Source organism: Candidatus Sulfotelmatobacter sp. (assembly GCA_036500765.1).
Lineage (GTDB): Bacteria > Acidobacteriota > Terriglobia > Terriglobales > Acidobacteriaceae > Sulfotelmatobacter.
Map to the genome: position 1 here is coordinate 751,438 of DASYBM010000004.1, position 16,903 is coordinate 768,340.

At 58.1% G+C, this 16,903-nt stretch carries 15 protein-coding genes; 8 read left to right on the plus strand and 7 right to left on the minus strand.

What is annotated here, in order from left to right; all coding sequences use genetic code 11:
- Positions 1-66: 66 nt before the first annotated feature.
- The gene (locus tag VGM18_06195) at positions 67-2,211 is read right to left on the minus strand and encodes a discoidin domain-containing protein (protein ID HEY3972575.1); all 2,145 of its coding nucleotides are present in this window, start codon (positions 2,209-2,211) and stop codon (positions 67-69) included.
- 224 nt (positions 2,212-2,435) lie between these two features.
- On the opposite strand from VGM18_06195, the gene VGM18_06200 reads away from it, so the two are divergent.
- Together VGM18_06200 and VGM18_06205 are read left to right on the plus strand one after the other, a co-directional pair.
- Entirely contained in the window at positions 2,436-3,617 is a 1,182-nt protein-coding gene (locus tag VGM18_06200) for an acyl-CoA dehydrogenase family protein (protein ID HEY3972576.1), read from the plus strand.
- Between the two features lie 55 nt (positions 3,618-3,672).
- Positions 3,673-4,056, plus strand: a complete 384-nt coding sequence (locus VGM18_06205; protein ID HEY3972577.1) for a Rid family hydrolase — start codon at positions 3,673-3,675, stop codon at positions 4,054-4,056.
- A gap of 323 nt (positions 4,057-4,379) precedes the next feature.
- On the opposite strand, the gene VGM18_06210 is transcribed toward VGM18_06205, so the two are convergent.
- Positions 4,380-4,826 (minus strand): carboxymuconolactone decarboxylase family protein, encoded by a 447-nt coding sequence (locus VGM18_06210; GenBank protein HEY3972578.1) that lies wholly within the window; start codon positions 4,824-4,826, stop codon positions 4,380-4,382.
- Positions 4,827-4,929: 103 nt separating this feature from the next.
- A complete protein-coding gene (locus VGM18_06215; protein HEY3972579.1) occupies positions 4,930-6,135 on the minus strand; it encodes an ATP-grasp domain-containing protein in 1,206 nt (401 codons plus the stop codon).
- 210 nt (positions 6,136-6,345) lie between these two features.
- Here VGM18_06215 and glpX point away from each other — a divergent pair, with 210 nt between their 5' ends.
- A complete protein-coding gene (gene glpX, locus VGM18_06220) occupies positions 6,346-7,377 on the plus strand; it encodes a class II fructose-bisphosphatase (GenBank protein ID HEY3972580.1) in 1,032 nt (343 codons plus the stop codon).
- A 57-nt stretch (positions 7,378-7,434) separates the two neighbouring features.
- Entirely contained in the window at positions 7,435-7,659 is a 225-nt protein-coding gene (locus VGM18_06225; GenBank protein HEY3972581.1) for a hypothetical protein, read from the plus strand.
- Between the two features lie 27 nt (positions 7,660-7,686).
- Here VGM18_06225 and VGM18_06230 read toward each other — a convergent pair whose 3' ends face one another.
- From VGM18_06230 to VGM18_06240, 3 genes are all read right to left on the minus strand, one after another.
- Positions 7,687-8,958 (minus strand): N(4)-(beta-N-acetylglucosaminyl)-L-asparaginase, encoded by a 1,272-nt coding sequence (locus VGM18_06230; protein ID HEY3972582.1) that lies wholly within the window; start codon positions 8,956-8,958, stop codon positions 7,687-7,689.
- Positions 8,959-9,280: 322 nt separating this feature from the next.
- Positions 9,281-10,525 carry a host attachment protein gene (locus VGM18_06235; GenBank protein HEY3972583.1) on the minus strand — a complete coding sequence of 415 codons (1,245 nt, stop codon included), beginning with the start codon at positions 10,523-10,525 and terminating at the stop codon, positions 9,281-9,283.
- Positions 10,526-10,556: 31 nt separating this feature from the next.
- Entirely contained in the window at positions 10,557-11,609 is a 1,053-nt protein-coding gene (locus tag VGM18_06240; protein ID HEY3972584.1) for a hypothetical protein, read from the minus strand.
- Positions 11,610-11,873: 264 nt separating this feature from the next.
- Between VGM18_06240 and VGM18_06245 the strand changes: the two genes are divergently transcribed.
- From VGM18_06245 to VGM18_06260, 4 genes are all read left to right on the plus strand, one after another.
- Positions 11,874-12,974 carry a DNA/RNA non-specific endonuclease gene (locus tag VGM18_06245; GenBank protein HEY3972585.1) on the plus strand — a complete coding sequence of 367 codons (1,101 nt, stop codon included), beginning with the start codon at positions 11,874-11,876 and terminating at the stop codon, positions 12,972-12,974.
- A gap of 133 nt (positions 12,975-13,107) precedes the next feature.
- Positions 13,108-14,427: an amidohydrolase gene (locus tag VGM18_06250; GenBank protein HEY3972586.1), complete on the plus strand. Its 1,320-nt coding sequence runs from the start codon at positions 13,108-13,110 to the stop codon at positions 14,425-14,427.
- Positions 14,428-14,540: 113 nt separating this feature from the next.
- Entirely contained in the window at positions 14,541-14,867 is a 327-nt protein-coding gene (locus VGM18_06255) for a BrnT family toxin (GenBank protein ID HEY3972587.1), read from the plus strand.
- Positions 14,797-15,129 (plus strand): BrnA antitoxin family protein, encoded by a 333-nt coding sequence (locus VGM18_06260; protein HEY3972588.1) that lies wholly within the window; start codon positions 14,797-14,799, stop codon positions 15,127-15,129. Before VGM18_06255 ends, VGM18_06260 begins: the two co-directional genes overlap by 71 nt.
- A 63-nt stretch (positions 15,130-15,192) precedes the next feature.
- Here the strand turns inward: VGM18_06260 and VGM18_06265 are convergent, their stop codons facing one another.
- Positions 15,193-16,896: an FG-GAP-like repeat-containing protein gene (locus VGM18_06265; GenBank protein ID HEY3972589.1), complete on the minus strand. Its 1,704-nt coding sequence runs from the start codon at positions 16,894-16,896 to the stop codon at positions 15,193-15,195.
- Positions 16,897-16,903: the final 7 nt, after the last annotated feature.

Below are 16,903 nucleotides of genomic sequence, written 5' to 3' on the forward strand. Positions count from 1 at the left end.
CGCCCCACGCGCGACCGGTGTCCACTATGCCGCAAAGGTGTTAAGCAACACGATTGCACGCATTCGTCATTCCCCGATACGGCCTCGCAGCACGGTGATCGATGCTCTGGGCAGCTGATAGAGCGCGTCGGGGCCGCCATCTACGGTGGACTTCGACGGCGGACCGTCGGGATCGGCGTGGCCGCGCGTTCCCTCTGGGTGCCATTGATATTCGTTGGAGCCGAAGGTGACGCAATCGACCTTGCCTGAAAAAAATCGATCTTTTCTTGCTCTCGGACCTTTCCCCGCCGCGCCCGCGAATGCCACTTTCACCGCGTGGTCGTTGGATTGGTCGCGATTGACCAGCATCACCGACCACTGACCATCGGGCCGCTCAACCGCATAGGCCGTGACCAGCACATTTCCGGCGGCGTCGTTCACATCGCTTACGGCCTTGAACTGCTTGTGGGGCGCGTCGATGGGTTGCACCCATTCTTTGGTGATGATCTGCGAGGCCATATATTGCGGCGGATAGCCAATGACGTTGTAATTTTCGTCGATCAGAAGCAGGGGATACGCACCGAAGTGGCCGGGGGTCGGCATGTAATGGAAATAGTACGTCGCGCCGGCGCCTTCGCTCATCATTGTGCCGACGTAGTCTGCCAGCCATAGCGCGCCCTTCACCGTCGTAGTGCCGGCGCCACCGCCGATATTACCTTCCGTCATGAAGAACGGGATGTTCGGGGGCAGGCCGTTGTCTTTCCAGACTTGCACGATGTGGCTGACGTATCCCGGCTCGGGATAAAGATCGGCCCACGAATATGTAGGCTTGTCCTGATAGGGATAATGTTCGAACGAGAAAAACGTGAAGTCTCCGAGGCGGCCGTGAGCTTTCAGATAATCGAGGAAGCGTCCGAGCCAGGAAACTTTCCCGTTCGCGTCGGGCCAGACTTCGACGTCGCCGAACGTGCCCTCGAAGGGCGGCCCTCCAAGCTTTGACTCAGGGACGAGTTTGTGAATTGCTGTCGCGAACTGGATGTAGAGAGCGCCATAGTCTTCCGGCAGCATGTGCTGGCCGTCGGCTTCCTCGCCCATCTCGATCCAGGAGATGGGATAGTGGCGTTTGTAGAGATACGCGATTTCGTTGGCCGCATCTTCGGGGTTCGAGTAGAGCATGGCGATCGGCACCATAGTCGGCAGACCGCGCGTGACACCGCTGTTGAAGAAGAAATCGAAGCCGACTTGATCTCCGCGCGATTGATCGAGGTCAGTGGAAGCAACCCACGGATCAACTGAAGATGGCCATGTTATCGTCTGATCGCGGCTGGGGAAATGCGTGATGTAATCGTTGAAAGCGCCGTCGGCCGAGAGCGCTCCGGCATAGAGTTCGTTGATGGCATAGCCCACGCAGTTGCGCTTGTCGGCGGAGCCGTGAGTGTCGCAGGTGTTGGAGGACTCGGTCATCCAGATGCGAATGTAGCGGACGGGGATCATCCAGGAGACGAGTTTCAGAGTAACGGTGCCGCCCTTGCCGTCGGTGATGTTGCCCAGGGGAAAAGTCTGCCAGGTGCCTTTGGTGGTGCCGTCGTAAAAAGGCTCGAGCTCGCCAGTCCAGAATTGGACGGAATATTTCTTGGCGTAGGGATCGGCCCATGCGATGCGGATCGCGTTTAGGTCAATCTTGCTGCCAAGGTCGATCATCACCCACTGCGGATGCAGCGAGTCATCCTCTCCGGTGAAAGCTTTGGTCAAATATGGATTGGACTTCCAGTAAGAATTAAGATCGCCGTCGGTGAGGCGCGACCAGCCGTTGCCGTCGCCGCGGCTGAAGCCGCGATGCGGCAGCGGGTATGCCCACGAGTTATGAATTTCTTCACCGGGCTCGGCACTGCCGACGAAGTAGCCTTCCTGCTTGTCGGCATTGCTCCACTTCCCCGCCGGATTCCAATGCCAGGCCTCGACCATCAGTTCGGTGTTCTGGCGATAGGTCACCGTCTGCCATCCCGCGCCGAGGATTTCTTTCAGCAAGGGGTCTTTGAGCAGGTGATCGGGAGTTCCAGTGCGCAGGCGGTCGATGGCCGCGCCCAGAGAGCGCACGGGGCTGAACGTGTTGGCCACGTGGGCGGGATCGGCATCGACGGTAACCTGCTGGGCGAGGGCGGGATTCGCGGTTAGCAACGTTGCGGCCATCAGTATTGCGACCGCAAAATGACAGTTGATGCGAAATGGCATTATGCTCTCCCGATTCGATCAGGCAGACCGTGCAATGTCTGCTGGATGCTATTGAATCGATTTATTAGAAGGAAACAACGCCATTAGCATACACTGTAATTTCCTTTTCGCACTGATTCGCTGCAATCACATCTGGACGGTTTGACCCCGCCTGCTCGCCCTGCTACCGTCGTATGTTTGCCTTGCGCAGGGTTCGGGTAAAGTCGGAACTACGGAGACTGCTTATGTCTGCCATCAAATTTCGAGGGGTCGATTTTATTCAGTACGATTCGCTGCTGACCGAAGAAGAGCGGCTGGTGCGCGACACTACGCGCCAGTTCATTGAAGATAATCTGATTCCGATCATCGAGGAGTGCAACCGCGCCGGGCGCTTTCCGCGCGAACTGGTCAAGCCTATGGCCGAACTTGGGTTCTTCGGCGCGTCGCTCAAGGGGTATGGCTGCGCCGGCATGGGCAACGTCGAGTATGGGCTGATGACGCAAGAGCTGGAACGCGGCGACTCGGGCGTGCGCAGTTTTGTGAGCGTACAGTCGGGGCTGTGCATGTATCCGATTTATGAATTCGGCAGCGACGAGCAGAAAGAAAAATGGCTGCCTCCGATGCAGAAAGGCGAAAAGCTCGGCTGCTTCGGGCTCACCGAGCCCGACTTCGGTTCGAACCCTGGCGGCATGCGCACGCGCGCGAAGAAAGTGGGCAACGAATATGTGATCAACGGCGAGAAGATGTGGATCACGTCGGGCACGATTGCCGATGTCGCCATCATCTGGGCGAAGGTGGAAGGCGAGAACGATCGCATCCGCGGATTTCTGGTCGAGACCAACCGCCCCGGCTTCAAGGCTGACGATATTCATGGCAAGTGGTCGCTGCGCGCGTCGGTGACTTCGGGGCTTTCGTTGCAGGATGTGCACGTGCCCGCGTCGAATCTGCTGCCGAAGTCGGGCGGGCTGAAGTCTCCGCTGATGTGCCTGAATCAAGCCCGCTACGGCATCGCGTGGGGGGCGCTGGGCGCGGCCATGTCGTGCTACGACTGCGCGCTGCAATATTCGCTCCTGCGCAAACAGTGGCGCGATCAGCCGATTGCTTCACATCAACTCGTGCAAGACAAGCTGACGTGGATGATCAGCGAAATCACGAAGGCCCAGTTGCTGGTGTTACAGGTCGGCCGCTTGAAAGATGCGGGCAAGATTGAGCATCAGCATATCTCGATGGCGAAGCGCAACAATGTATGGATGGCCCTGGAGTGCGCCCGCCTGTCGCGGGACATCCTCGGTGCGAACGGCGTGGCCGACGATTATCCAATAATGCGCCACATGATGAACCTGGAGTCAGTGAAAACCTACGAAGGCACGCACGACGTGCACTCGCTGATCATCGGGCAGAGCGTCACGGGGATAGATGCGTTCTAGCTTCGCATTCATCGAAGAAGGTCAAGGAAATCGGCAGTCAACTTAGGAGTCTCAGATGAGCAGACAGATCATTCGAACCTCCGACGCACCCACCTCCGCTCTGTTCAGCCAGGCAATCAAAGTGGGCTCGACGATATATCTGTCGGGTATTGTGGGGATGGATCCGAAGACGAATCAACAGGCCGGTTCGACGATCCAGGCGCAAACGCGGCAGGCGCTGGTCAACTGCGAGAGCATTCTGCGCGCCGCCGGCGCAAAGCTTGAGCATGTCGTCGAGGTTCAAGTGCTGCTGGCCAGGCCCGACGACTTCGGCGGGCTCAACGAAGAGTATGCGAAGTTCTTTCCGGCTGCGCCGCCGGCGCGCTCTGTCGCGAAGCTCGGCGTTGAGCTTCCGAACATCTTGGTGTCGATAAAGATGACTGCGGTCCTATCGGAATAGACAGGCGAGATGACTTCGGAGAAACAGCGTCGAGTTGCAACCGCAGTAGGGTTTCTCTCTGGTGTGTACGCGTGCCTCGATGCCCTGCGAGACGCCAAAATCTTCTGGCCGCCCGATGTGGTATGGGAAGCGTTGCGCAGTCCGCAGCGGCTTGAACTGGGCGGAGGGATCGCGCTAATCGTGATCGCCCTCATTATGTCTGCGCTGCAGCGAAGATCGGGAGCAAGAGTGGAGCCGTAATGGCCTGGCCGGGCTCCGCGAGGCGGACAGCCGAGGGCGGCTGTCCCCACATCATTCACATTCAGGGCTTCTTCACCGCAACCTCACCCGTACATCTCCTCCAGCAACTCGTAGGCCCGCCGCAGGTGGGGGACTACGATGCTGCCGCCTACGACCAGGGCTACATTGAGCGATTCTTCTTGCTCGGCGCGGGTTACGCCCAGGCGGTAGGCCTGGATGGCGTGGAAATAGACGCAGTCGTCGCAACGCAGGCAGGCTGAGGCTACCAGGCCCATCAACTCTTTCGTCTTCGCGGGCAATGCGCCTTCCAGATAAGTGTTATGGTCGATGTTGTAGAAGCGCTTGACCAGAAAATTATTGACCTTGTCGACGTTAACATTGAGGCGGGCCCGGGTCTCGATGAAGCGGCGCGCGATCTCGCTCTTGTCGGCTACATATTTTTCAGTGAAAAGATAGGTCGGCTCCTTGCGCTCGGGGCGATCTGGCGTGGAATGTTCCTGCGCGGAATTCTCGGTTGTGGTTGGGCTCATGGGCTGATGTTAGCAGAGCCACGCGTTGAGTTGCGGTAAAACTCAGATCAAAATCTTCACCGCAGAGGGCGCTGAGGTCACAGAAGAAGTCGCTGAGAACGGGCTAGGCGGTGGGCTTGTCGCGGGCTGGTTCTACTGCGAGAAATTCGTCGGCGAAGCGGCGGGCGTAGCTTTCCAGTAGTTCAGGAATGCGATCCGGATCGGTTGAACGCAACACCAGGCCGGCATGATGATGCTTCTTGATGCGGTAGTACACTTCCGGATCGTTGTAGGCGGAAGTGTCGGGATTCTCTTGCCGGGCGAGAGAAAGAATCACGCCGGCATATTCCTCGCGCACCGGAGGTAATTTGTAGGCGCCGTCGTCGCCGGCGATTTCGATGCGCGCCCACTCCCGCCAGAGGTTGATTCCGGAGGAGGCCTCGACCATCTCATTGATGTAGGCTCCGCCGACGCGGGCCGCGCATTCGAGAAAATAAAAATTGCCGTCGGCTTGGGCCCGAATGAATTCGGCATGGGCCACGCCCCGCACCAGGCCGAGCGCCGCAATCAGTTTGCGGTTGATCGCCCGCAGTCCCGCATCTTCGTCGCTTCCCCGCGCCACCGTAAACGTCGTGAACACACCGCCGCCCTGAGCGACGTTCATGGGGGGCTTGCCGTATTTACTGACGTTGGCGAAGACAACTTCGTTCTCAGAGACGACGGAGTCGACGTGGTACACATCGCCGGGAAGAAATTTCTCCAGTAAATATCCCGACTGCTTATCGCCAAGTTGATCGAGCAACGGCCATAACTCTGCCGCGGCGTGGATTTTCTTGATCCCGATCGCCGACGCCTCTTGCCGCGGCTTGACTACCCACGGACCGGGCACGTGATCGAGGTAATAGCGAATATCGCCGTGGTTTACGATCGGGACGAAATCGGGCACCCGCACATCACGATCGAGCGCGCGCATGCGCATGGCCAGCTTGTCGCGGAAATAGCGCATAGTGGTGAGGCCCATGCCCGGAATACGCAGATGCTCGCGCAGGGTCGCGGCGGTTTCCATGTCATACTCGTCAAGGGCAACGATGCGATGGAGCTTGCGGGTGCGAGCGAGGTGAGTCACGGCGGCGACAATGTCGGTGAGCGCAATTTCAGCCGGTAAATAGAAGGTGTCATCCAAGCTTTCGCGCGGCCAATCGGCGTCGCGCAATTTTTCCCCGGTCAGCAGGATTACTGAGCAGCCCTGACGCTTGCACTCGCGCATGAACTCCTGCCCCTTCTCGTACGTGGTGATGCAGAGAAAAGTCAGGGGGCGGGCGTCGGGCATGTGGCCGTTTCCGAATCGAGGTTCAAGTTTAGGGATAGGAGAATACCACGGCCAGCGCCCGGCGTGTATCCGGGAATGCACGAACAATAACGATACTGCGAATCGCATCTTCGCTTCCTTGCTTTAGCTTCTTTCCATTGGCGTCGCAGTTGCGTTATAGTCTCAACCCGGCGCGTAACCGCCGCATCCAAGCGCGCCGGAGAAACTATTATGGCTACGCAGACTCGTCCAGAGGGCAAGGCCCGAATTTTCGGGGAGAACATCGAGAGCGACCTGGCGTCGCGATTCCTGCGGGTGGTGGAAGTGGCAGCGATTGCCTCCGCCCGCACCATGGGACAAGGCGAGCGCAAACTCAGCGATCAGGTTGCCACCGAAGCCATGCGCCGAACTATGGACTCGATCCCCATGCGGGGGACGATTGTGATTGGGGAGGGCGAGCGCGACGAGGCGCCGATGCTTTACATCGGGGAGAAAGTTGGCGCCGAATTCCCCGACGGCATGGAGGTTCCTGAGGTCGACATCGCGGTCGATCCGCTTGAAGGGACCAACCTATGCGCTACGGGCGCGCCCGGGGCGATTACCGTGCTCGCGGCCTCGGAGCGCGGAGGCCTGCTCAACGCTCCAGATTGCTACATGGAGAAAATTGTCGTTGGGCCGTCATGCAAGGATGCGGTCGAACTGGATGCGCCGGTATCCGACAATCTGAAAAATATCGCCAAGCGGCTTGACCGCGACGTGGAAGACCTGGTGGTGATCGTGCTCGACCGGCCGCGTCACGAGCAACTGATTGCGGATATTCGGGCGGCGGGAGCGCGAATTCGGCTGATCGGCGACGGCGATTTGTCCGCCGGAATTGCCGCGGCTGTGATTGGTACCGGCGTTCACGCGGTAATGGGCTCGGGCGGCGCGCCGGAGGGAGTGATCACAGCCGCGGCCATCCGCTGCCTCAATGGATACATGCTCGGCCGGTTGGTGGTGAAGCCCGACCAGGAAGAGCGGCTCGCCAGGATGGGCATCAAGGACAAAAACAGAATTTACGAGGCCGAAGACCTCGCTCCCGGAAAGCAATTGATTTTCGCGGCTACGGGCGTTACCGACGGCGCGCTGCTCAAAGGCGTACGTTTTTTTGGCGAAGGGACGCGAACATCGTCGGTCATCATGACGTTGCGTACTGCCAAGGTGCGGTTTGTGGAGAGCATTCACCTGGAGAAAGGGCCGGATGTGAAGGTGAGGTTCTTGTAGGGAGGTCGTCATTGGTCTTTGGTCGTTTGCCGATACTATGTGGCGGAGGATATGCCAGTGGCAACGAAAGCAACGAAACGTCCCAACACTCCTAAATCCAAACAAGTGAAAACAATTGCGACAAAAAACGAGCGGCCCACCAAAACCGTGGATGTTGCTGGACTGCCCGACGAGCGAACCGTCGCGGAGGCGTTCGCGAGCATTGAGGAAATTCGAAAAAGCGTCAAACCTCTGCCTGAGGGTATGACGGTTAAGGATTTGATCGAAGAAGGCCGACGCTGAAGTAGGCTCCGCAGGGCAGCCAGGAGCCTACTTCAGATACTCCGAGTCCTTCTTCAAATCCTCGGGCACCTTCGGCATGGGCGGCCAGTCCTGAGAATATCCTTTGAGCAGCGGAGTCGCAACTTCCTCGCGCAGCGTTCCGTCATGCACGCAGAATCGGTGCGGATTGCCTGCGGAATAACCTTCCCAGAGGCAGACTCCCGCATACGCCCCGTCTTTACGCAGAACGTAATACGTCATATCCATGTAGCGGAGTTTGGTCATGTCGCCGTTGTAATTGCGTACGATGCGTTTGAGCGCGTCCATACCGGCTTCGTGCGGAGACAAGCCGTGGCGCATGTTCTCGACGATGGTGTGAGCGCCCGCCACTTTGATGTTCTCTTCTCCGGCGCCGGTCGCACCGGCGGACCCCACGTCCTGATCGGTGTAGCAGCCGGCGCCGATGATCGGCGAATCGCCGCAACGGCCGGGCAGTTTGAAGGCCAAGCCGCTCGTCGTTGTAATGCCCGACATTTCGCCTTTCTCGTTTAACACCGAGCAGTGAATGGTGCCTGAGGGCGGAAACAGCACGCGCCGCACAGCCGCGAGTTGAAACTCCGGCTCAATGCCCAGTTCGGCTGCGCGCTGCTGTAGTTGTTGAATGCGCTCGGGTAATACATCCTGATGCAACGAGGCCTGCGGCTTCGATTCCTGCGCGGGAGGACGCCAGTGCGGGTCGGCGATGCCCGGTCCCCACCAGTCGCGATCGGAATTGAATTCCTTCCACAGCAGCCAGATTTTACGCGAACGGTCGGTCAGCAGGTTCTCGCGGGGTTGCCCCATCGCCACGGCGAATCGTTCGGCGCCCTCTCCCACCAGCATGACGTGCCCGGTACGTTCCATGACGGCCTTCGCCGCCATGGAAACATTCTTGATATTGCGCACGCCGCCGACCGACCCGGCGCGCCGCGTCGGGCCGTGCATGCAGCAGGAATCGAGTTCGACCACGCCTTCCTCGTTGGGCAGGCCGCCCAGTCCGACGGAATCGTCCTTGGGATCGTCCTCGGGTCCTTTCACTACTTGAACCGCCGCATCGAGCGTATCTCCGCCAGCCTTGAGGAAGGTGTATGCGGCCTCGACGTAGGCATAGCCATTGTGAGCGCAGATGATCATCGGGCGCTTGGGCGCGTCGCTCTGCGATACTTGCCCTTGCTGCCCGGCTTTCGCAAGCGCTTCCGGAATCGCCGCATGTGTTCCCACTCCGGTGGCGACGGCTCCGACAATTGAGGTCTTTACAAACTCGCGGCGCGAGAATGTCATGGAAACTCCTTAGGTTAGCCTTCAACCGATCGCGTTCTACATTTCTCCTATTGCACTGGACGCGATCATGCGAGCAGAACCCGGAAGGATATCACGGGTTGAAAGTAGAGATTCATGAATCGCATGCTGGCTTCCGCGCCAGGCCGCTTGAGCGTGAGATCCCTTCGACTGGCTCAGGGCAGAATCTCGCTCGCCCGAAGAACGGCTACTCCGGATGACAACGTACTGCGGGAGATTTGGTGAGAAGCGCTTCGCATATTTGCATGCAAAGCAATCAGCGAGACGGACTATATTTCCTGCTCGCTCATAAGTGTCTGCCTTCTCAGCGGCTGGCGAAGCGGCGCAGCCGGCCGGGGTAGGCCGCGCCTGCTCGGCTCAGTTCATCGGCCGCGGTCGTGGAAATCGGCTGCACATTTTCTGTACGGTAACGTAGCAGGGCGGCAATGTTGCCGACCTTGTCGAACTCCGGATCGTCCTTCACGTAAAGCGTTTCGATGTCGCGGCGAATCACCCAGGGCAGGATGGCCTCGCCGACGTCGACAATCTCTTGGGTGGCATGACCGCAGGCCGGACAGAAGCTGACGAGATGAGCATCGATGTGTCCGCACGAGGAACACTCGATGGCGTGCGATTGTAGATTTTCTCCCACCAGCAACGTCTGAACCTCTCCCAGCTCCAGCGAGCGCAACACGCGGCGTAGTCCAGTTACACCTCGTCCATTGCTGCGCGCCTGGCTCACAGCCTGCTCGACTAACTCGCGCCGCCGATGGCTTTGCCAACGCTCGACGATCGGCTGCGCGAGAGTACGAATCTCATCGCGAGTCACGTGCGCCAGGTCCGCATGGAAGCGGCCAATCAGCGCATGGCTTACTGAGGAATGAAGTTGCGGTTCCACTTGAGAGAGATGAGCTTCCTGGCAGGCCAGAATCCATTTCTCAAACACATTTCTCTCCAAAAGATCTTTCAACGTTTCGGCTACATTTTTGAAGTGCTGGCGGGCCTCGTCTTCCACGCGGCGCTGGGCGTGCCCGCCGTCATAGCCGGCAAAGCCGTCGCTGCGGCCCCGGCGCGGCAGCGGATGAAACAAGTCTTCGCGTTCGGTCAACTCGCCCAGACGAAGATCGAAAATGCGGGCGCGATGGCGATCGATTAGCACCACCCCCAGAAGCGGAGACGCGCCCAGAAGATACGCAATTGGTTTTAAATGAAAATGCCGGTCGACGAAAAGTTGTGTGCCGGGAAGGCTGGCGGGTAAATCGTATTCACGCCAGATGTTTTGCCCAGCGCACGCAAACACGGCTTTGCCATGGGTTCCATTGCTGCGCAGTTCAGCCGATAGTCGCAGGATGCGGTCTAAGTCGCCGCGAGCGAATTCTCTTTGGCCTTTGCTCTCGCCTTTACTCTCCAAGTTGTGCAGCGCTTCGCGGGTCAGATCCTTGATCAGAATCGTATCTTCCTTGTGCGCCTTGTTACGCGGCGTCGTGGGTTGGAAATAAAAACTGACGGCACAGGATTTTTCATCTTGAAATTCAGTTAACTCTCGGATTTGTTCGCGAGTGATCGACATAGATAATCCTCTAATAAAATTAAGATTGAAATTAGGCGGTGCCGGTCGGAGCTAGCCGGCCCCGGAACTCCTGGGCCAGCCCGGGCGCCTTGCGTAAATGGTCGCGGGCAGCGGAAACAAACGTGAGCACGCGCTCCGGCGGGAGGCCGGTAATGGCCGCAATTTCTTCGACGCCGAAGCCTTCAATTGCATGCAGGATGAAGGTCTCGCGCGGACCCGACCCGAGATCGCGCAAGGCAGACGCGATCACGCGCAGCAATTCGTCGGAAACCATGATCTGCTCCGGGGTAGCCACGCGAGCGTCTGCGATTACGCTCGCGCCGGTCATGGATTCGTCGGGCTGATGAAATTGCAGCTCCGGTTCATCGCTGCCCCGCACGTTCCGCGCTCGAGCGGAGTCTTCCAGAGGCCGGGCGTTGCCATTGCTCTCGTCGGTACGCGAAAGTTCATCGAGCGCGCGCAGCGCCAGGCGATACAGCCAGGGCTCCAGCGCCAGGCGTTCCGGCTTTTCCTGACCGTCGCCAAGCGCGGCCGCAATGGTCTCGTCAATTACTTCATCCTTCGAGAGACTGTCGGGCGCGATGGATTCCTGCGCCTCGCGGAAATAGATCTCCCGTTCGACGAAGCGCTCTAAGCGGCCGAGGTTCACGTTGACATAGGAGCGGATGTCGTCTGCGGAAATGGTGGGCGGAAACACGGCGGCGATGGTTTGCTCAAAGGGAACTTCCCGCATCGTGGCACGGGACCGGGCGCTGGTTCCGCGCTTGCCGCGCTGCCACCTGTGCGATGCCCGCAGAACATCTTTGTGCTTGTTCACCTGCTGCAGCAAATCTTCAAACGCACCCTTCACCGCAGTCGCGGCGTTGGCAGCGGAAACCTGCACAGCCATTTGGCCCGATGGCAAGCGCAGATTCAGGGAAACGCTGGTGCCCTCGCGCGGCGAGATTTCCTCGACGACGCCCTTGAGATGGATCAGTTCGGGACGGAAAACCTGTAGTCGTTTTTGCAGTTTTTCGATCTGATGTTGGATATCTTTTTCGACGGCGGGAATTTTATGAAGACGGTAACTGACGTGAACATTCATGAGCGCCTCGGCCTTGCACAACGAAGTAGCGCAACCAAGTGCTATCTAAGTCGAATTGTACACCTGGTGGGAAAGTGGAAATCCAGGAATCTGCACCCGGTCGCAGCTTTTTGATTCAGTTTCGGGAATCGTAACGAATCCAAAGAATGTGCCAAATATTCTTACGTGCGGGTTAAAATATCGCGCTCGAGTTTGCCGTTGGCATCGCATGATTGATTTCCAATCCCGACCGTTTGTTTTCGAAGACTGAATTAGGGAAAACCTATGCCTCCTCCGTTCCTGGCTGACGAGTTGTTCGACGGCACCAAGAGACCGGCTGAGTTTGGGCAGGTAACGATCGAGTTTGACGAGATTCGGGGCAAGGACCGGCAGATCGTGCGTCCGACTCGCGTCTGCGGAATTGTCTGCCCGACCGTTACGGGGGAGCGCGGAGACGCTCCCAAATGGATCTGTGACGTAGATTTCAGCGGGAAACAAGACGTGAACCGAGGGCACATCATGGGGCTTCGGCTGGGCGGTCCTGAGGACTCCAGGAACATTGTCCCGCAGTGGGCAAGATGGCAAGGATCCGGCGTGTGGGCGCGGATGGAGGACCAGGTCAGAAAGCTCGCAGAACAGCAGCTCAAGCGCGGGCGCTATGTGATGTTCGACTGTTTTGTCCGCTACCTGAACTACGGAAGTGATCGGCGTAAATCGTTTCCCACCGGCTTCTTTGTGACCGCTACGATGCTCCACGGCAATCATAAGGTGGATCGCTCAACTCCGCGATTGCAATGGTCCTTCGATCAGGAGCAGAACGTCACTGATGACATGCTGTTTCTGCGCACCGAAGTTGCAAATTTCGGCAATCCGGGATGGTCGGATTGGGAGGCCAAGGTAAAGGTCAACAAGAAGACCGGAGAAGTACGAGATGCGAGCCGTTTTATCAAGACTGGGCAGGATTCCCGCTATGCAGCAACCGCGAGTTCCTCCAGTTCGTCCGTCCCATTCAGCTCATCAAGTTCCTCCAGTTCGTCTTCCTCAAGTTCGTCCTCCAGTTCGCTATCCAATTCCTCTCTCTCTAGTCCGTCTTTTTCCATTCCGTCGAGTTCGTCGAGTCTGTCGGTCCAGGGAAAGAACAAGCGAAAACAGGTGATCTCCCCCTTAATCTATTCGCGCAAAGGCAGCGGCAATGACGACTACATGAAGACGGTCGGACAGAAACTCGCTGCCAATGAGCTGGCGAGGAAGAAGTTGAAACAAGCGCCTCCGGCAAATCCGAACGATATCGATTATCAGACCGAGTCGGACGATGACGAGTTCATTCCCAGTAGCGAGTCGGAGGAAAGCGACAGCAGCGAGTCCGATCCGAGCGAAAGTAACTAGTCCGGCACCCTGCGAAAGCAAATTGCATTCTGCGCAACGCGGAAGTCGTTCCGGGTAGCGGACATTCGGCGATCTATTTGCGATTCGGTCACCATAGCAGCTATGATCCGTCACCGTGAACTGCACCCATTCTATGCTCGCTGCACTGCTGGCTTTGTCTGCCGTTGCGCAGACTACTTTGCCTAAAGAAGTTGAAAGCGTCTATCCCGATGCGCACGCGCTTTACCTTGATGTACACGAGAATCCCGAACTGTCGTCGCACGAGACTCGAACGGCAGAAAAACTGGCGGCGCGCTTACGCAGCGCCGGATATGACGTGACCGAGCACGTCGGCGGCACAGGTGTGGTCGCTATCCTGAAAAATGGCGCGGGCCCGACCATTATGCTGCGCACGGAACTGGACGCGCTTCCCGTCGAAGAGAAGACCGGGCTACCCTACGCCAGCAAAGTGCACACCAAAGACGACGCTGGGCACGACGTTCCAGTTATGCACGCCTGCGGGCACGATCTGCACATGGCAGCCATTCTCGGCACCGCCGAAATCATGGCGCGCAGCAAGAACACCTGGCATGGAACCCTAATGCTGATCGGCCAGCCGGCCGAGGAGACGATCAGCGGCGCTGAAGCCATGATCCACGATGGTCTGTTCACACGCTTCCCCAAACCAGACGTGGCCGTAGCGCTGCACGTCGGCAACGTGCTGCCTGCGGGCATGGCCTCGATCACGCCCGGCATCTACAACACGAATGCAGATTCGCTGCGCATCACAATTTATGGCAAGGGCGGGCACGGGGCGATGCCGAACACGGCGATCGACCCGATTGTGATCGCCGCGCGCACGGTTCTTGCCTTGCAGACAATCGTGTCGCGCGAAGTCAAACCGGGTGAAATGGCGGTCGTAACCGTCGGTTACCTCCAGGCGGGGACCAAGAACAATATTATTCCCGACCACGCCGACCTCGGTCTAACGGTACGCACGTTCAAGCAGGATGTGCGCAAGCAAGTGTTGGCGGCGATTGAGCGCATTGCCAAAGCAGAAGCGGCCGCCGCGGGCGCGCCGCGCGAACCTTCAGTAGAGCGCTATGAGGGAAGCGATCTGGTTTACAACAATCCCGCTCTGGCCGAGCGCCTGCGCGCACCTCTTGAGGCCGCGCTAGGAAAAGATAAAGTGGTGACCGCCGAGCCGATCGCGCCGTCGGAAGACTTTTCCTATTTCGTGGAGCAGGGCGTGCCCGGCTTCTATTTCAGTCTTGGCGGCGCCGACCCGGAGAAACTTGCGCAGGCCAAAGCCTCGGGAACTCAGCTTCCTTCCAATCACTCTCCGTTGTTTGCTCCCGACGTGGACCCGGCTCTGCATGCGGGAATCGCGGCCGAAGTCGCGGTGCTGCGGAACTTGCTGAATGCGTCGCCGGAAGAGTTGCGTGCGTTAGCCAATGAGCGGCCGGCTCACTAGAATAAGCCGCGTATAGAGGGAGCGACGAGTATGTGTTGTATGTACAACTGACAATAGAGCTCGCCTTTATTTAGCATAAATTCGGTTGCGGGACGGCCGCAGATGCGTTTTGAGTGGGACGAAGCCAAGAACCAGCGGAATTTCTTAAAGCACGACATTCGCTTCGAGACCGCCCAACTTGCATTCGGTGTCCGTACGCTTTGACGCAACGCGACGAGTCGACGGTCGACGAAGAACGCTGGATTACACTGGGATCGGTCGGTCCAGGGGCTGTGCTTTTTGTCGTCCATACGAGTTTTGAAAGGCAGGGCGAGGAGGCGGTGAGGATCATCTCGGCCCGAGCCGCCACGCCTCGTGAAAGGGGATGGTATGAGGAAACTAAGCAGGGAACAAAGACGAGACATCGCCGCCCTCACGGCGAAGAAAGGCGAAGACATTGATCTCTCGGACATGCCGGAAGTTTTGGACTGGAGCAAGGCCGAAATTGGTAAGTTCTACCGTCCACCGAAGAAATCGGTGACGATGCGCCTGGACGCCGACATCATTGAGTGGCTGAAGAGTTTTGGTGACGGCTATCAGACAAGGCTGAACTTGCTGCTCAGACACGCCATGGCGAATTCTCAAGAGAATTCCCGAGATAAGATGAGCGGAAGACGCGCAACTCGAAGGCAGCGAACCAGAAGTCGCAAGGCCGCCGTTTAGGGCCCTTTTACACGGCGACCGTAACCGCGCAGTCCTGAAAAAAGCTTGGAAACCTTTTCGTAGTCACTGCACCGCCGGCCCGAACAGCGCGACCGCCGAGGCCGGGACGCCTGGGACACTGATGCTCAGCGATGGATAAACGTCCCCGGCAGCCGTCGGGGCGAAGACGAGTTGAATCTGACAGCTCTTTCCCGGTGCCAGCGAACTGCCACATTGGTTGGTCATCAAGAATTCCTGCGCTCCTGTCCCTGTAAGTTGGACACTCTCAATAGTCATAGTCTTGTTGCTGACATTCGAAAGGGTCGCAGTCTGTGGCGGGCTCTGGGAATTCACGGTCGTATCGTTAAAGCTCAGATAGGTTGGCGACACGCCGGCCGCGGTCGAAAGGTAAATTCCTCCTTCGGTCAGCAAATCGAGTTGGCCGTCGCCATTGAAGTCCGCTGCCTGCATCACCCGGCCGCCCTCCACTGTATCCATCTGGAATGTCCCGTCGTTGTTGCTCAAGAAAACTAAACTGCTGTACGGTGAGGTGTAATTGCCTCCAATGGCAAAGTCGATTTTGCCGTCTCCGTTGAAATCGCCGACTGCGACACCTCCGAAATAGTTGGTTGTGATGTTCACATTGTTATCGTTGGTGAAAGTTCCGTCTCCATTGTTGAGCAATACCTGAGCTCCGTCGGTAATAATGTCCAGCTTGCCATCGCCGTTCAGGTCTGCCACAGCGGCGGTAAATGCGAAATTCTCGGTCACCGATGCGTACTGTGCCGGAGTGGCGAAAGTCCCGTCGCCGTTGCCCAGATAGACAGAAGTGATCGGCGAGCCCTGAAAAGTGTCGAGATCTGGCATGGCAATGTCGAGTTTTCCGTCGCTATTAAAGTCGCCGACCGCAGGGTAGGAGAACTGGTTCATATACACCAGGCTAGCTCCTTTCTGAAAGGTGCCATCGCCGCTGCCGAGCGCAATCGAGGGATACCAGTTGTCGCCGTAGTAGTCGGTGCTGGTGACAATCAGATCGAGCTTCCCGTCCCCGTTGAAATCTCCCGCCGCAAGCGGCAGGCCGTAGAATATCTTTTTGGGGCTCGCTACTTTATCGAAGGTACCGTCGCCGGCGCCCAGAAATACTGTCAGTATGTACCTGGGATAGCCGCCGCAGCCGCCACACAAAAAGGGCTTCGAGACCGCAAGATCAAGGTTTCCGTCGCCATTAAAGTCGCCCACAACGAGGCCAGTGAAGTAATTGCCGGGACGATAAGTCCGGGCTGGCAGGAACGTGCCGTCGCCCTTCCCGAGACGTATAGTCAGTCCGCCATCCGTGCCATTTACTGTCGCGAGGTCGATCTTGCCGTCGCCGTTGAAGTCGGCAGCCACAGTTGCAATGCCAGGATTCGTCACGGCCGTATCGAGCGCCATCGCGACAGAGTTCCATCTCTGACGAATAGGAAAGCTCACAGCGGTCGAGATCCCTCCGCCCGGTGCCGGATTCGATACCGCCACCAATGCGGTGCCGGCCTTCGCCACATCGGCCGCGTTAATCGTTGCTTCCACTGTGTTCGCGGAGAGCACTTGAGTCGTCCGTGGCGAGCCATTCCAGTACACGACCGCGCCGGTCGCAAAGCCTGATCCTTCCACTTGAAGCGTAAAGCCACTCTGCCCCGGCCGCGCACTCGGGGGAACCAGTTGGTTCGCCACGGGCACGGCATGATTTTGCGCCAAGGCCGTTACGCACGGGAAAAGGATGGATAGACATATCAGCCGGAAAGATTTCATGTCGCTG

Bases quoted from the DNA above. Each gene is read 5' to 3' on its own strand.
- VGM18_06205 (HEY3972577.1), top strand. From the start codon at position 3,673: ATGAGCAGACAGATCATTCGAACCTCCGACGCACCCACCTCCGCTCTG.
- VGM18_06250 (HEY3972586.1), top strand. From the start codon at position 13,108: ATGCTCGCTGCACTGCTGGCTTTGTCTGCCGTTGCGCAGACTACTTTG.
- VGM18_06240 (HEY3972584.1), bottom strand. From the start codon at position 11,609: ATGAATGTTCACGTCAGTTACCGTCTTCATAAAATTCCCGCCGTCGAA.
- VGM18_06265 (HEY3972589.1), bottom strand. From the start codon at position 16,896: ATGAAATCTTTCCGGCTGATATGTCTATCCATCCTTTTCCCGTGCGTA.
- VGM18_06235 (HEY3972583.1), bottom strand. From the start codon at position 10,525: ATGTCGATCACTCGCGAACAAATCCGAGAGTTAACTGAATTTCAAGAT.
- VGM18_06260 (HEY3972588.1), top strand. From the start codon at position 14,797: ATGAGGAAACTAAGCAGGGAACAAAGACGAGACATCGCCGCCCTCACG.
- glpX (HEY3972580.1), top strand. From the start codon at position 6,346: ATGGCTACGCAGACTCGTCCAGAGGGCAAGGCCCGAATTTTCGGGGAG.
- VGM18_06215 (HEY3972579.1), bottom strand. From the start codon at position 6,135: ATGCCCGACGCCCGCCCCCTGACTTTTCTCTGCATCACCACGTACGAG.
- VGM18_06195 (HEY3972575.1), bottom strand. From the start codon at position 2,211: ATGCCATTTCGCATCAACTGTCATTTTGCGGTCGCAATACTGATGGCC.
- VGM18_06230 (HEY3972582.1), bottom strand. From the start codon at position 8,958: ATGACATTCTCGCGCCGCGAGTTTGTAAAGACCTCAATTGTCGGAGCC.
- VGM18_06245 (HEY3972585.1), top strand. From the start codon at position 11,874: ATGCCTCCTCCGTTCCTGGCTGACGAGTTGTTCGACGGCACCAAGAGA.
- VGM18_06210 (HEY3972578.1), bottom strand. From the start codon at position 4,826: ATGAGCCCAACCACAACCGAGAATTCCGCGCAGGAACATTCCACGCCA.
- VGM18_06200 (HEY3972576.1), top strand. From the start codon at position 2,436: ATGTCTGCCATCAAATTTCGAGGGGTCGATTTTATTCAGTACGATTCG.